This window comes from Trichothermofontia sp. (assembly GCF_053493415.1).
This window is the reverse complement of record NZ_JBRCAD010000204.1, coordinates 1-13985: the sequence shown is the minus strand read 5'-3', so window position 1 is coordinate 13985 and position 13985 is coordinate 1. Positions and strand designations below refer to the sequence as shown.

Annotated in this window: 18 protein-coding genes and 1 pseudogene; all 19 read left to right on the top strand. The window is 51.2% G+C overall.

Features of this window, described 5'->3' with window-relative positions; all coding sequences use genetic code 11:
* Positions 1-154: 154 nt before the first annotated feature.
* Positions 155-766, top strand: a pseudogene (locus tag ACWIUF_RS18010) (type III-B CRISPR module-associated Cmr3 family protein); the annotation flags it as partial.
* On the top strand, positions 766-1092 hold the full coding sequence (locus ACWIUF_RS18005; protein WP_448573902.1) for an antitoxin family protein: 327 nt from the start codon (positions 766-768) through the stop codon (positions 1090-1092). The pseudogene ACWIUF_RS18010 and the gene ACWIUF_RS18005, both read left to right, overlap by 1 nt.
* A complete protein-coding gene (locus ACWIUF_RS18000; RefSeq protein WP_448573901.1) occupies positions 1085-1447 on the top strand; it encodes a type II toxin-antitoxin system PemK/MazF family toxin in 363 nt (120 codons plus the stop codon). Before ACWIUF_RS18005 ends, ACWIUF_RS18000 begins: the two co-directional genes overlap by 8 nt.
* Before the next feature lie 16 nt (positions 1448-1463).
* The gene (gene cmr4, locus ACWIUF_RS17995) at positions 1464-2288 is read left to right on the top strand and encodes a type III-B CRISPR module RAMP protein Cmr4 (RefSeq protein ID WP_448573900.1); all 825 of its coding nucleotides are present in this window, start codon (positions 1464-1466) and stop codon (positions 2286-2288) included.
* 23 nt (positions 2289-2311) lie between these two features.
* A complete protein-coding gene (locus ACWIUF_RS17990) occupies positions 2312-2587 on the top strand; it encodes a hypothetical protein (protein WP_448573899.1) in 276 nt (91 codons plus the stop codon).
* Between the two features lie 16 nt (positions 2588-2603).
* Positions 2604-2876, top strand: a complete 273-nt coding sequence (locus ACWIUF_RS17985) for a type II toxin-antitoxin system RelE family toxin (protein ID WP_448573903.1) — start codon at positions 2604-2606, stop codon at positions 2874-2876.
* A gap of 24 nt (positions 2877-2900) precedes the next feature.
* Positions 2901-3299, top strand: a complete 399-nt coding sequence (locus tag ACWIUF_RS17980; RefSeq protein ID WP_448573898.1) for a hypothetical protein — start codon at positions 2901-2903, stop codon at positions 3297-3299.
* A gap of 3 nt (positions 3300-3302) precedes the next feature.
* Positions 3303-5300, top strand: a complete 1998-nt coding sequence (locus ACWIUF_RS17975; protein WP_448573897.1) for an RAMP superfamily CRISPR-associated protein — start codon at positions 3303-3305, stop codon at positions 5298-5300.
* A gap of 5 nt (positions 5301-5305) precedes the next feature.
* On the top strand, positions 5306-5614 hold the full coding sequence (locus tag ACWIUF_RS17970; RefSeq protein WP_448573896.1) for an AAA family ATPase: 309 nt from the start codon (positions 5306-5308) through the stop codon (positions 5612-5614).
* A gap of 48 nt (positions 5615-5662) precedes the next feature.
* Positions 5663-6232 (top strand): hypothetical protein, encoded by a 570-nt coding sequence (locus tag ACWIUF_RS17965; protein WP_448573895.1) that lies wholly within the window; start codon positions 5663-5665, stop codon positions 6230-6232.
* A 58-nt stretch (positions 6233-6290) separates the two neighbouring features.
* A complete protein-coding gene (locus ACWIUF_RS17960; protein ID WP_448573893.1) occupies positions 6291-6914 on the top strand; it encodes a Uma2 family endonuclease in 624 nt (207 codons plus the stop codon).
* Between the two features lie 71 nt (positions 6915-6985).
* Positions 6986-8518 carry a hypothetical protein gene (locus tag ACWIUF_RS17955; RefSeq protein ID WP_448573892.1) on the top strand — a complete coding sequence of 511 codons (1533 nt, stop codon included), beginning with the start codon at positions 6986-6988 and terminating at the stop codon, positions 8516-8518.
* A 43-nt stretch (positions 8519-8561) separates the two neighbouring features.
* Entirely contained in the window at positions 8562-9152 is a 591-nt protein-coding gene (locus tag ACWIUF_RS17950) for a Uma2 family endonuclease (RefSeq protein WP_448573891.1), read from the top strand.
* 47 nt (positions 9153-9199) lie between these two features.
* Complete coding sequence (locus ACWIUF_RS17945; protein WP_448573890.1) at positions 9200-9802, top strand: Uma2 family endonuclease; 603 nt, start codon at positions 9200-9202, stop codon at positions 9800-9802.
* Between the two features lie 49 nt (positions 9803-9851).
* Entirely contained in the window at positions 9852-11135 is a 1284-nt protein-coding gene (locus tag ACWIUF_RS17940) for a hypothetical protein (protein WP_448573889.1), read from the top strand.
* Positions 11136-11370: 235 nt separating this feature from the next.
* Positions 11371-11811, top strand: a complete 441-nt coding sequence (locus ACWIUF_RS17935) for a hypothetical protein (RefSeq protein ID WP_448573888.1) — start codon at positions 11371-11373, stop codon at positions 11809-11811.
* Between the two features lie 116 nt (positions 11812-11927).
* Positions 11928-12212 carry a CRISPR-associated protein Csx18 gene (gene csx18, locus ACWIUF_RS17930; protein WP_448573887.1) on the top strand — a complete coding sequence of 95 codons (285 nt, stop codon included), beginning with the start codon at positions 11928-11930 and terminating at the stop codon, positions 12210-12212.
* A 3-nt stretch (positions 12213-12215) separates the two neighbouring features.
* A complete protein-coding gene (gene cas1, locus ACWIUF_RS17925) occupies positions 12216-13232 on the top strand; it encodes a CRISPR-associated endonuclease Cas1 (protein WP_448573886.1) in 1017 nt (338 codons plus the stop codon).
* A gap of 32 nt (positions 13233-13264) precedes the next feature.
* Positions 13265-13543: a CRISPR-associated endonuclease Cas2 gene (cas2, locus tag ACWIUF_RS17920; RefSeq protein ID WP_448573885.1), complete on the top strand. Its 279-nt coding sequence runs from the start codon at positions 13265-13267 to the stop codon at positions 13541-13543.
* The last annotated feature ends 442 nt before the right edge of the window (positions 13544-13985 follow it).

Sequence of the window (13985 nt, the reverse complement as noted above, 5' to 3'; positions counted from 1 at the left end):
ACAAGTTTCGCTATTTGCAACTAGAACTCAGCCGTCGCTGTTCGCTCGTCCATTGGAGCTACGATTTGCTTCCAGAAACGCTTGTATGACTCTCGCACCCTCAAGTGTAAAGTTTTATATCTGGATTCAACACTTCTGAGTTGGAACACGTCAGGTCAAAGATGCGGATGGCTATTTTGTCGAGAATGCCATTCGATTAAAGGATGGTTGGCGTTTAGCGATCGCTCTGGATCAAGAAATCTCCACACCTGTGACCCTGCGTTTAGGTGGAGAAGGACATCGCGCTATTCTAGAGCGCTGTGACTGTCTAAAAGAACAGTGGGAGGAACTTGAGCAAGCCTCTAATCAGCATCGGCAACAAGCAGAACGGTGCATGGCTTACCTGATTACGCCCGGTATTTTTGAACGGATTCATCGGGAGGTTTCTAAAGAGGGTCGCGATCGTGATATTGCCCGCTGTCGTGCCTATCCTTGGGAGTGGAAGTCAGATAATTTAGTGGGAGTCGCCACGGATAAACCAGTTCCCATTAGTTGTCGGATTCAGGATAAAGATGGCTCCGGAAAAAGTATTCCGGCTCCCCAGGTATTTGCCGCCCCCCCAGGGAGTGTATATTACCTCAAGCATCCCCAACCCCTCTATGCGGATGCACCCAACGCAAAACCTGGTAAAGCCCTTGCGCGGGCGAAACGGATGCGACAACTGGGCTACTCAGAGTTATTGTGGATTCCATTCAAACCCCTAGAAACTGCTGAAGGAGACAACTGATGAATCTAACTGTTGAAGCCATCTATGAAGAGGGTGTTTTGAAACTTACCCAGCCGCTTGCCCTTCCCGAAGGCACCCATGTTTCGGTTGTCATTACCCCGGCTGACACCCCCTCAGCCGCTAAAACCCCGACTCAAATTCTGGCGGCGATCGCAGCATTGCCACTGGAAGGGGTAGACACCGAAACAGATGAATGGCTAGAGGCAGATTTGGCGGAGGATTTGCCTGCTTACAACTGGGGTGAACAGGGAATACCTCCAGGTAAACAGATCCATTACGCACCCGGAGTCGGGTTTGTTGTTAAAGGAGGCAAGACGCTTGGCTGAAACCCTAGCTCCTGGAGATATTGTCCTAATTGCTTTACCCTCTAATCAACCCAGAGGACGAGAACAGGAAGGAAAACGCCCTGCTCTTGTGGTGGGTATTCCTGAAGGTCAAATGCGATATCCCATGTTGTTCGTCGCGCCATTGACCACTCAAAAGGGAGACTGGGTGCAAAACAATCTAACACTGTATCCCACTTTAGCGATAGGAACTGGCGGATTGGCGCAAGAGTCGGTAGTGCTGCTCGATCAAATCCGGGCAGTAGATGTCAGAAGAGTGCTGGTTTATATGGGCAGTTTATCACCCGAAGAGTATCAGCCAATTTGGGCAAGAATCAAACAAATTTTCAGAATCTAAATGGAGACTACTTGGCATGATTGGCAATCTCGTTTATCTCTATTTGCTGTCTCCCCTTCACACAGGAGGCGCGACCCAAGAAGGCAATCTTTTGGGGATTGCGCGTGAGTCCCACACCGATTTGCCCTACATTCCCTCCAGTTCCATTCGGGGACGGCTGCGGGCTAGTGTCAAGGACAAGGATTTAAAATACCGTTTATTTGGTAATGAGATTAACGCGGGCGATAAGCTAGAACAAGGATCGATCTGGATTGGTGACGGTTCCCTACTCTGGCTGCCTGTCCCCTCTCTCAGTCATGGTGTGGTATGGGTCAGTTGTCCTTTATTGCTGCAACGCTGGGCCAGATTAAATCTGGAAGAAGCGTCTGTTCCCAATGTGTCAGATCAGTGCGCTGTGCATCCCGACCTAGCCAAGGGCAAACCTATTTACTTGAAAGATGCCATCCTTAAAGGAGAGCAACTGCAAGCCTGGGAGGAATGGCATCGCTTTATGCCCCAATCTGACCATTCCAGTGGGATTAAGCGCGTGGTGGTAGTGCCTGATCAGCATTGTGCCACGTTAATCCAGATGAGCCTCTGGCGGCAGGTGAAAGTCAAACTGGATGCCCATAAAACGGTTGACGGTGGTTTTCGATATGAGGAGGCGATTCCACCTGATACACTGATGTACTTTCCGTGGGGGGTGACCTCCCAGGCGAATGGACAGGCGGTAGAGGCTCAGCGTGATTTTAGAGCACTATTGGAGGATAGCGATCGCGCCATTCTTCAGATTGGTGGGCAGGAAAGTCTAGGACGCGGTTTTGTGCAGATCTGGATGTCGTCTGAACGACAGATTAATTAAGCTGATCATCAGGAGGAAAGTCTATGCATGGTTTGAAAGAACGATATTTGGTTGACGAAGCCGGTAATCGGGTTGCCGTAGTTTTGGACATTCAGGAATATGAACAGCTTCTAGATGCCTTGGAAGAGTTGGCGGCGATTCAGGCGTATGATGCTGCTAAGACGGCGGGTGATGACGTTATCCCATTTGAAGCAGCGATCGCAGAAATTGAACAAACAAAATATAACAAGTATGGGTTATCAGATCTCAATTCTACGCGGTGCTCAGAAAGAGTTATAGCAATCCCAAACCATTTGTAAGATAGACTAGGTTGGAATAAATACAAGCGATACTTCCGACCATACCCATTCTCATAAATCATATGGGATTGCTATATCAGATTTAGCAGAAGATAACTACAAAAGGGTTCGAGACGCGATACGAGCCTTAGCTGAAGAATCGAGGCCATCGGGTTGTAAAAAGTTAAAGGGCCGAGAGGGTTGGCGAATTCGAGTTGGAGACTATCGCGTAGTTTATGACATTGATGATGAAGCACAAACTGTTCTAATTGTTCATATTGGCCATCGTCGAGATGTATATCGCTCGTAATTTTTATAAAGTGGGAGAAAGTTTATGAGATTTGATCCACGGACAATCGGCAAGCCAGTCTATGAAGCCCTGAGCCAACTGCGGGCACAACCCAACCAAGATGATGCTCGATTAAAGGAACAGAGAAACCAGGCGGTAGAACTTTATACCTACCTCTCCACCTGGGGGCTAATGCGGCTGAAGGCTGAGGAAGCAGCCATTAGTAAAGAGAAAGAGGGTAAAAGGCAGGTGGTGATCAAATATTTTGAATGCCTGCAAACCATTGCAGGACGAACCGATCTAGCGGGACAACCGGGCTTAGAAACGCTGAAGAACCTGGAAACGGAAGACTATCTCGGCTTAACGGGCTTAGGCTTAGCCATTGCCCAAGAATTCAGCTTTTGGGCCACTGCTGTCTATCACGATATCACAGGAGGGCAGTAAGCCATGGTTTTTGAACGACCCAAACATCCCGGCAAGCCTTCTGGCAAGCCGTCCACTAGCCGTCCTAGCCCTGCCACCCAACGGAGTGGAGCAGGACAGCCTAAAAAGGTGATCACCACGGGCGGGGGAGGAGGATCAGGGGGCAACCGATCGGGGGGCAGTGGTGGTAATGGTGGTCGCAATGGCGATGAACCCTCACCCTGGCTAGAACATCCGCTTGATCCAACGCCTGATCCAGATGCGACAGCTAGTTTCGTTGAATATTTGCGCTGGATGCGATCGCCGGATAGTGCCTACAAAGATCCCACCAAAGTCCAGATCCTGCAAATGGCAGAAGAGCGGGCTAATTATCGCGATCGCCTCACCACCCTCACCAACCGCACTAAGCTGATTGCGGGTGAAGACAACACCTTTCAGGCTAGATGCCTGTGGCGGATTCGGGTTGGAGGTCACCGGGGGCCAGAAAGCATCCTGCTACCCGCCTTTGATGCCCTAGGAATGCCCTACATTCCTGCCAGCACCCTGCGCGGTGTTGCTCGCACCCAAGCCATTCGAGAACTGATGGAGCAGGAAGGTTTTTCTTGGAAACGGGCGGAGGAAGTTATTTCACGCCAATACTTCGGCTATCTGGACAGCAAAAACAGCGAAGAGCGATCAGGCAAGGTTATTTTTCTGGATGCTTACCCCCTGCCTCAACAATCTGGCAATGGCGGCGGACTAGCTGTTGATATGGCCAACAACATTTGGTCGTGGGATGCAGCGGGTCGAGATTTACTCTATTCGCCGAACCCCAATCCCTTTTTCTCCCTGTCAGAGGCCACCTTTTTGATTGGCATCCGTCCGATGCCGGGAGCCGATCCGCAAATTCTCCCCCAAGTCAAGCAATGGCTGAGCCAGGGACTCCAAGCGGGCATCGGTTCCCAAGTCAATACGGGCTATGGCAGTTTGGTCAGGGCGGGGCAGTCTACGGCTGCTGATCAGTTCTTCAGTGTGGACTTTACCCTAGAAGGCCAACTGATTCACGGACGGCAGAAGTTTACCCAATGGAATTGGAACGATCACCGCAATGAGTGGCAAATGCGGGGTAACCCAGATGCGGAAGTTCGCCCTGTTGCCTTCAAATCTATGCTGCGCTACTGGTTCCGCGCCTTTGCTCTGGGGGTGTTGCCCTCCCAGGACGTGCAACGGCTAGAAGGACAGATCTTTGGAGCGATTAGTCCTCGCCAATCTAGGGGCTACCTGACCGTCAGGATTGCCAATGGTCGGGTCGTGCAACGGGAAGCCCGCCCCAATACCCAGGGCAAAAATGATCCCTGTGGCGAACAGTCCGGCACTCTGATTCTGGCCCATTCCTCGGAAACACCTCCAGAACAGCACAGGACCATAGAAACTCTCGCCCAAAACCTGACTTGGCTGATGTTCCATCTGGGCGGGCTGGGTCAGGGAGCCAGACGACCCTGCTATTCTCGCAAAACTAGGGAGCGTGCCCCTTGGTGGCGCGGCTCCACCCTGATTCCAGAGACAGAGAATACATTTTGGTCATTGCCCGATGATGTGCAGGGATTCCAGCAACGGTTTCGGCAACGATTGCATGCGTTTTACGATGCCTTAGGGAGACTGGCCGACTGTCCCCTGAATCCTCACCAACCGCTAGAGGCTGGGCAGGTGCGGCGCGATCGCTGGACAGAAGCCGTAGATGCCCACTGCCGGATCATCGTGTGCAGCGGCGATGACAACTTTGGCAAACCCTATGCCTTGGCAACGCTCCACAGTGATGATCTCAAAGTCCGCAATCAACGGGGACAGATTGATTACGATGGCAACCTCTGTGGTCAGGTACAGGGCGGCGTGAAACCCTCCCCAGTCTGGATTGCCGATCTGGGCGATTACCAGGTGGTCACAGTATTTGGAGCTACCCAAGATCCCCGTCGGCGCTATCTGGGTGAATTGCGGCAAGGAACTTCCGGCGGCGAATTTGCTCAAATCTTTCCTTGGAACTGAAGATTATGCTGAGAGAATACAAACTCAAAAACTTTAAGGCATTTGCCGATGTCGCCCCACTTTTAATTAGACCCATTACGCTGCTCTACGGCCCCAACTCTGCGGGCAAAAGCTCGATCATCCAATCCTTGATGCTGTTGAAGCAAACCCTGGATGATCAAATTAGCACTTACATTGCCGATTGGCTAGAGTTTTCACGTCAACAGCGCGAGCAACAGCAGCAAAATCCATCCCCTGCGCGGCTCCATCTCCGGCAGATGCAAGCTAATCAAACAGATAATCAGACTGTAATTGAGGTCACATCCTCCCTATGAATATCCAATACTTGCTTGATGAGCATATTTCACCTCATATCAACAACCATGCCAATCCTGGAAGCCGATAAAATTTATCTATTCAACCAGTTTACGGAATTTAGCCAACCGCCAGATGAAATTCTGGCTGAACTGGGCTATCAATGGGCCATCCAGCCCTTAAAACTCCCACAACGGCCCACCCCGGATCTGAGCCAGTTCCGGCAGTCTTTAGAGCGTCGTATTCAACTCACACCACTCACCAGTGAACAAGCCCGTCGGGAAACCCTGGTATCGCCCATTTTGTTTCATGTTGTTGAGCAACTTAATCTGCGTCTAAACATTGAATACCCAGTTTCCGGTAAACATGGCAAAGGCACTTTAGATTATCTGATCCGGGGTCAAACCACACTGCTCGTGGTTGAGGCTAAACGCGATGATCTCACCCGTGGCTTTACCCAACTGGCTGTCGAGATGATCGAAATGGGTGATTGCTATGGCGTGATTACAACGGGTAATATTTGGCAATTTGCCCAACTGACGGATACCCTCATTACCCAAGATCTTAACCTATATCGAGTTCCGACGGATTTAGAAGATTTGATCGGTTGTTTGTTGGGTATTCTCACTGGTGCATAAATACTGGGAAAATTTGTTAGTATTAAATGGATTAGTAACAATAACGGAATTAGAATAAATGTATGCCACGCTTTCTCAACCCCTAAGCTTTGAAGAATTTCTGGCCTGGGATGATGGTTCCGGTAGAGCCTTTGAGTTATTGGATGGAATTCCTGTGCCCTTATCCGAACCCAATGCTAACCATGAAGATCTCACTCAACGGCTTTGTGCCTATCTGGACACCTACTGTCAAGAGCATGACTTACCCTACGTGTGCCGGCAGTCTAAGCAGATACGTCTCAGGACAGTACCGGGTGAAAAGGACAAAAGTCGGAAAGCTGATATCGTGATCTTTGCTCAGGATGAATGGCAACAGATGAAAACCAGTTCTTGTTCTGCGGCGGCCTATGTGCCCCCACCGGGCGTGATTGAAGTTGTGAGTCAGAACTGGAAAGACGATTACCTGACCAAGGTCGCCGAATATGAAGACTTGGGTATTTTAGAGTACATGATTATTGACTATGCAGCATTAGGTGGAATTCGTTTCATTGGTTCACCTAAACAACCAACGATTACAATCTATCAACTGGATAATGGTGAATACTTACCGGCGAAGATTTTTCGTGACGAAGAACGAATTGAATCTGTTTTATTTCCCAAACTTTCCTTAACAGCAAAGCAAATCTTTGCTATGAGTTGCTAAGTGATGGGTTACTTTTTATCTGTTGTTCAATCACAAAAATTTGGTCACTATTCAACATCCATAGATTATCAATGAAAACACTCATAATTACGGTTGGGACCCGTCAGGTGGGTTGGCGTTGCCGGGATGGCGTTGTCCGATCGCTTGGTGCCGATGGCGATCGCGGTCATCCGCCCCATGTGGATGAACTTTATGCCGAAGTAGGCCAAGAACGCGGTTATCATGGCGATGATCCGAAGCCAGAATTTCGGTATAGTGTGCGTCATCTCGGCGAGATTCTCTATCGCCAGTGCGTTCAGGCCCAGGATTTCAGCCCGGTCGAATTGATCTTAGATGGCGTGATTTTAGCAGACCAGGTGCCGCAGGGATTGCGTCAGATTATCCTGTGGGGTACTGATCAACCGGAAAGTGTGCCGTGGAATTTTCGGCGAGGGGATACGCTGTGGTTAGCTGAACTCATGGCCGGAAAAATTCGTCAGGATTACCCCCAGGTTGAGGTCGAGGTCTGGGCACCCCAGGTTGCGGTTAATGAGGTTGCTAGTATCCGGCAGGCGATCGAAGCATTTCTACTGAACTATGTGAAACAACACTTTACCCAAGATCCGGAAGCCGGCCTAACGTTGCAGGTGCAAACCAAAGGCTCAGTGCCACAGGTTGCCAATGCTTTGGAAATGTGTGCGGCGACGCTGCTGCGTCAGTGTGCAGTGGAGCAAGTGGTTCCCCAGGAACCCAGCCCCGCGTTTGAGGAAGTCGGTGAAACCGCAAGGCAGGTTCGTTCTGCAACAACGTTTAATCAGATTAATTTGGGGGAATATTTCTGGCCGGTGGAGCGGGAACGGATTCTGTCGGCATGGGAGCGGGGTGATTTTACGGAGGCGAAGGTTTGGCTGGAAACCCACCGCGATCGCCGTCCAGCTTTGTATGCATTGGCGGATTATCTCGCACTGGCAACCAACTGGCAAATGGAAGATGCCTTCAAACAACTCAGGAATTGGGTCGCGACTAAAAAAGGTAGGCAATTAATGCCCACAGGTATGCATACCCAAGTTCAAGACTACATTGCCCAAATTTGTGCACCTCCACAGAAAAACCGAATCAACCAACTTCTCAAAATCTGGGAATCGACTTTTCTCATCTGGCTCGAACTTAAGCGTCATCATGTTTCCATTGCCTTTATTTATTTTAGTCAAACGCTGGAGCGACTGCTGTTTCTACGCTCCAAGCTTGAAGATTGGATTGGGGAAGGCTATATTAAGCTGCCAGAAGACAAGAAAAGTTGGGGAAAGAATTACAAGGCTAGTTTTGGTGAGCTATGGCGTGCTTGGCAGGGAATTGCGCAATTGGAAGATCAAGCACCGCTGATCAAACAATTTCAGCAAATTAACGAGTTGCGTAATAGTGCGGTACATCGGGGTGAATCCTTAACGCTGGGAGACCTCAAGTCAAAGCTCTTCCCTGGCATCGCTCATGCCGATGCAGAGACGATATACCAAGCAATGGAGGAACTGCTACGGGAGGTGTGTGTGGCGGATTGGCCAATCCCTGAACAGCCCGTGTTACGATCGCTCTATCAGTGGGGACTTGACTCCCTAGGCCAGGATTGAAGGTTGTTGAGCTTCATTGTCGTATCGTTAGGACACAATACCCATGACACCAACGGCTAATCCTGCACTTAAGTTTTTTACCTTTGACGAGTACCTAGCTTACGACGATGGTACGGATATTCGCTATGAGTTAGAGAATGGGGAACTGGTTGAAATGCCGACGGAGAGTCCGGAGAATAACCGGATTGCACAGCGACTCTATATCGAACTTATCCAGAGATTTCCCTACTATTGGGTAGCCCATAAAGATACGGAAATTGAAGTCAGCGGGAGGCGGGCAAGTTGCCGTTTACCGGATCTAATGGTTCATACGGAAGCCTCCTATACCGCGTTAGCGGGAGCTAATCGGGCGGTTATCCGGCACGATATGCCTCCCCCAGCTTTGGTGATTGAGGTCGTTTCACCGGGGATGGTCAATCGTAATCGAGATTATCGTTATAAATTTACGGAATATGCCGCCCGTGGCATTAATGAATATTGGATTGTTGATCCAGAGGAACAGCAGATTACCGTCTGCCAGTGGCTGGAGGGTACCTATGAACAAGCTATTTTTACAGGAGACACAAGCATTGTATCGATCGTTGTCCCAAATTTAGCTTTAACGGCTCAGCAATTATTTGCACCCGATCGCTAGTGTATAGCGATTCATAACCTTCAACCAATCCTTGCCCCCAAACGACCATGATTGCTTCTCCCCAACCCACCCTCTCTGTGGCCGACTATCTCCAACTCGAAGCCGAAAGTCCCACCAAACACGAATACATCAATGGCGAAGCCTATGCAATGGCCGGGGCCAGTGATACCCATGTCACGATCGCGGGTAATCTCTTTGCCCTGCTGCGCAACCATGTCCGGGGGAGTGGCTGTCGCGTCTATATTACCGCCATGAAAGCTCGCCTTGAAGCCTGCAATTGTTTTTATTATCCCGATATCATGGTCACTTGCGATCCCCAGGATCAAGATACGCCGACTTATAAGCGGTTTCCCAAGTTGATTGTGGAAGTTTTATCTGACTCGACGGAAGCCTTCGATCGCGGCGATAAGTTTGCCGATTATCAGACCTTAGCCAGCTTGGAAGAATACGTGCTGATTAATACCCGTCATCAACGGATTGAGTGCTTTCGGCGTAATCCTGAAGGGTTGTGGGTGTTGCAATCTTATTTACCGGAAAGCGATCATTTTGAATTGCAGAGTGTGGGATTTTCGGGAACCTTAGCGGCAGTTTATGAAGATGCTGTCATCGAACCCTCCCATCCCCACAAAGACTCCTTTGAAGTTCCCTAATTCTTGATAAAAACCATCTGTCTGCTGTCCTTCTCCTAACCCGATCGCGATGCCTAGTATCCTCCTCTCGTTTGTGGGTAAACAAGACCCGTTCTCGGATAAAAACCATACGGAAGGGTCGATCGTTTCCTTGGTGCAGCATTTACTCCAGCAGCAACAGGTCATTAAGCGGGTCATCTTGCTTTATACGGAAGAGACGGCAACTGGCGCGATCGATACCCAAACTTGGCTGAGTACGGAACTGGCGCTTGACCCGGATCGCATTCGGTTGGTACCCGTGGATCGGCGGTTATCGGAAGACCCGGTGAATTTATTACTGGCAGCGCAGGCAGCCCGATCGGCTTTGTTAAAAGAGGCGCAGGCAGACTTGGCACCGGGGGATTATTTGGAATTGAATGCGTCGTCGGGGACGCCGGTGATGAAGTCGGCCTGGAGTTTGCTGCAAGCGGCGGGTTATGCCCCCCAGAGTCGGGTGTGGCAGGTGCGTGATCCCCAGCAGATGCGATCGCATCAGGCGCGTGTCGTGCCAATGGATGTGACGCCTTTACGGGATGAGTTTGACTATAAAGTGATTCAGCAGCAAATTCGAGATTATAACTATCAAGGGGCGTTGGTGAGCCTTAAGGAAAGCCATCTGCAAACGCCGATCGCCCTTGCACTTCTGGAATATGGTTACTATCGCCAAGTGCGGGATTTCGATCGCGCGTTTAATGCTTTGCTGCTGGTTAAGGATGCGGTTGATCCGGTGTGGTTACAGGAGATTGCGACGTTGCGGCGGAAGGAGATGACGGCGATTTTGCGGGATGCCTATTATCAAGCGTTGATTTTGCTAAAGTTACAACGTTATGCGGAGTTTTTGGTACTGGTATCGGGTTTACATGAAAATCTGATTCGTGTTTTGGTGACCGATCGCATGGGGTTGGCAATTTCGACGAAGTATGGCGATCGGGCGGAAGCGTGGGCGATCATTCGGCAGTTTGATCAGGGGCGGCTCTATCAGTACTTGCAAGGGTATCGATTACCAAGTGGGATGGCGTTGCGGGTGTCGCCGGAGGATGCGATCGGGCGGTTTACGTTGATGGCGATTCTGGCGTATTTTCCGGATTTGCAGGAGGTGGTCGTGGCGATTAAGGAAATCAATGAGTATTGCGATCGCCGGAATGAGGCGGTGCATCAGTTGGCGGGGGTGTCGGCAATTGATGAGGTGGATAGGCTGCTGGCTAATCTGCGGCGGGCAATGCGGTTTGTGGTGCGTTTGGGGGAGGGGAATCCGTTCGATCGCTTGAATGACCAAATTTGTAAGCTGCTGTATCAGACGGTGGCGGTTGTTTAGGGGTAACGACTCAGGCTACAAAGCCCCCTCATCCCCTAGCCCCTTCTCCCAAAAGGGGAGAAGGGGAACTGGGCTAGGTCAAAGTTCCTTTCCCCCTGAGCGGTATGCGTCTTCTTACGTCTCTCCCAGGAGAAGGGGAACCGAGCTAGGTCAAAGTCCCTCTCCCCATTTGGGAGAGGGATTTAGGGTGAGGGCAGGCTAAGTCATTACGTTTAGAGAATTTTGGGAGCCAGGGATGAATACTTCTGATCTTGATCGATCGCCAACTCAGATGGCGATTGCGCTCAGTATAGCCCCGCAGGGCGATGGGTCGGTTGGTTGTGAACGGCAGATTGCGCTAAATGGGCAGCCAGCGGTAACGCAAGTGTTCTATGGCCAAACGGCTAATCATGCGATCGCGATCGCGCTGGAGGCGTTGGCGGAACAGTATCGTAAGGCGGCGGATGCGGCTGAACCGGGGGATTGGGAGGCGGTGGTGCGATCGCCGGCGGGTGAGGTAATTCCACAGCGGTTTCATGTGATTTTGCATTATGAGCGGGTGGCGGAGGATGTCTCTCGGTTTGAGGCGATGCACAATACGATTATGGGCAATACGGTGGTGGAAAATGCCACGATCGCGGTGATTCCGGTGGCAACGAGTTTGCCAATTGAACCGATCGTCCGTCCCTGGTTTTAGAGCGTTGGGTGAATAGGGATACTCCGGAACCTAATCAGGTTGTGTATCTATTGATTGTGGGATGGCCATCTTGGCTCTCCCGATTGACATGTGTTTTTCAGCAGGAGGCTGTTGTTATGTATTTGTCTAAGAAATCGGCACGGATGCGCAATCTGGCGGTGGCGGTGGTGAATGGGGTGCTGACGTGGATTATTTTGATTATTGCGCCGTTGGGGTTGATGGCGGTGATCGTGAATACGCTGTTGGTGGCGATCGCTAGCTATGTGTCGGCGACGCTGGCGGATAAGGTGGTGCGCTATTTGCAACCAGAGGCGCAACGGGCGGAGTTGCTGGGCCGATCGCGATCGGATTTGGTGCAGTCGCAGGATGAGTCTGATCTGGAGCGGGGGGAGCGGTTCTAGGGGATGTTGACGCTCTATCTGTCGCAGCAGGGCTGTTATGTGTCGCTGCATCAGGAGACGTTGCTGGTGAAGCGGGGGGAGGCGGTGGTGCAGTCGGTGCAGTTGCCGCTGGTGGAGCAAATCCTGGTGTTTGGCAAGTCGCAGTTGACGACGCAGGTGATCCGGGCCTGTCTCTGGCGGGAGATTCCGATCGCCTACCTCTCCCGCATGGGCTATTGCTACGGGCGGGTGTTGGCGATCGCGCGGGGCTATCGGCAGTTGGCGCGGTATCAGCAGGAATTGTCGCGGTTGGAACGGTTGCTGGTGGCGCAGCGGCTGGTGCAGGCGAAGTTGAAGAATTGTCGGGTGTTGCTATTACGGCAGCAACGGCGGCTGGATTCATCGACGCTGGCAATGGCGATCGCGCAGTTGGACCATTTGGCGCAGGAGGTGCTGCGGGCGGAGTCGGTGGAGCGACTTATGGGGTTGGAGGGGGCGGGGGCTGCCAGTTATTTTGCGGCGTTTGGGGTGTGTTTGTCGCATCCGGATTTTGTGTTTGTGGCGCGATCGCGGCGACCGCCAGGGAATCCGGTCAATGCAATGCTCAGTTTTGGCTATCAGGTGCTTTGGAATCATTTGCTGTCGTTGATTGAGTTGCAGGGCTTGGACCCGTACTATGGCTGTTTGCATGAGGGGAGTGAGCGTCATGCGGCGCTGGCTTCGGATTTGATTGAGGAGTTTCGGGCACCGTTGATTGATTCGTTGGTGTTGTGGCTGGTGAATAGTCGGGTGATGGATGCGGCGGCGGATTTTGAGTTTCGGGATGGGGGCTGTTTTTTGGGGGAAGTGGGACGGAAAAAGTTTTTGCGGGCGTTTGTGCAGCGGATGGAGGAGACGGTGCAGGTGCGATCGCGTAGCATCTCCACTGGAGAATCGGGGGAGCGGCAACCGCGTTGGGATTTGTTGAATCAGCAGGTGAAGGGGTATAAGCAGTTTGTTTATAATTCGGCGTTGTTGTATGAACCATATTTGATTCGTTAGGTTAAAGGGATGGGTTATGGGTGGGTGGGGCGATGTTGTTGTATGTGGTTGCGTATGATATTCCGTGTAATAAGCGTCGCCAGCGGGTGGCGGATTTGTTGGAGGGTTATGGGCGACGGGTGCAGTATAGTGTGTTTGAGTGTTTGTTGTCGGTGGCGAAGTATGAGGAGTTGCAGGCACGGTTAAAAAAACGGGTGGATTTGCGTGAAGATTCGATTCGGTTTTATCCGTTGTCGGGGCATACGTTGGGTCAGGTGGTGGTTTGGGGTGGGGTGCCGCTGACGCAGCCGCCGAGTTCGATTATTGTTTGAGGGATTGGGTGCGAGGGGGTGGCGAAATGGCTGGGATGACGGTTTTACGTTGAGGCGATCGATGATCTGTGGGATAAAGGTTTCAGCGATTTTGGAAGATGATTATGGATCGGTTTGGACAGTTTTTTCTGATCCCTTCGCAAATGGGGCTTGAAACCCAGGCGGGATATAGGGTTAAATAGGGGGGGTCCCCACTCGCTGGGGAAACTAATTGAATGGAAATCGGGGTCCTGCAACAAGGTCGCCGCCGCGTCCGCGAACGCGTCCCCACTCGCTGGGGAAACTAATTGAATGGAAATCACGGACGAGAGCGGCTACTACTTCTTCCGCACGGTGTCCCCACTCGCTGGGGAAACTAATTGAATGGAAATTGAGCGACTACACAGTGTATGTTATCTCGCGCGATTGTCCCCACTCGCTGGGGAAACTAATTGAATGGAAA

Bases quoted from the DNA above. Each gene is read 5' to 3' on its own strand.
- ACWIUF_RS17940 (WP_448573889.1), top strand. From the start codon at position 9,852: ATGCCTAGTATCCTCCTCTCGTTTGTGGGTAAACAAGACCCGTTCTCG.
- cas1 (WP_448573886.1), top strand. From the start codon at position 12,216: ATGTTGACGCTCTATCTGTCGCAGCAGGGCTGTTATGTGTCGCTGCAT.
- ACWIUF_RS17970 (WP_448573896.1), top strand. From the start codon at position 5,306: ATGCTGAGAGAATACAAACTCAAAAACTTTAAGGCATTTGCCGATGTC.
- ACWIUF_RS18005 (WP_448573902.1), top strand. From the start codon at position 766: ATGAATCTAACTGTTGAAGCCATCTATGAAGAGGGTGTTTTGAAACTT.
- ACWIUF_RS17980 (WP_448573898.1), top strand. From the start codon at position 2,901: ATGAGATTTGATCCACGGACAATCGGCAAGCCAGTCTATGAAGCCCTG.
- ACWIUF_RS17955 (WP_448573892.1), top strand. From the start codon at position 6,986: ATGAAAACACTCATAATTACGGTTGGGACCCGTCAGGTGGGTTGGCGT.
- ACWIUF_RS17965 (WP_448573895.1), top strand. From the start codon at position 5,663: ATGCCAATCCTGGAAGCCGATAAAATTTATCTATTCAACCAGTTTACG.
- ACWIUF_RS17960 (WP_448573893.1), top strand. From the start codon at position 6,291: ATGTATGCCACGCTTTCTCAACCCCTAAGCTTTGAAGAATTTCTGGCC.
- ACWIUF_RS17975 (WP_448573897.1), top strand. From the start codon at position 3,303: ATGGTTTTTGAACGACCCAAACATCCCGGCAAGCCTTCTGGCAAGCCG.
- ACWIUF_RS17950 (WP_448573891.1), top strand. From the start codon at position 8,562: ATGACACCAACGGCTAATCCTGCACTTAAGTTTTTTACCTTTGACGAG.
- ACWIUF_RS17935 (WP_448573888.1), top strand. From the start codon at position 11,371: ATGAATACTTCTGATCTTGATCGATCGCCAACTCAGATGGCGATTGCG.
- csx18 (WP_448573887.1), top strand. From the start codon at position 11,928: ATGTATTTGTCTAAGAAATCGGCACGGATGCGCAATCTGGCGGTGGCG.
- ACWIUF_RS17945 (WP_448573890.1), top strand. From the start codon at position 9,200: ATGATTGCTTCTCCCCAACCCACCCTCTCTGTGGCCGACTATCTCCAA.
- ACWIUF_RS17990 (WP_448573899.1), top strand. From the start codon at position 2,312: ATGCATGGTTTGAAAGAACGATATTTGGTTGACGAAGCCGGTAATCGG.
- cas2 (WP_448573885.1), top strand. From the start codon at position 13,265: ATGTTGTTGTATGTGGTTGCGTATGATATTCCGTGTAATAAGCGTCGC.
- cmr4 (WP_448573900.1), top strand. From the start codon at position 1,464: ATGATTGGCAATCTCGTTTATCTCTATTTGCTGTCTCCCCTTCACACA.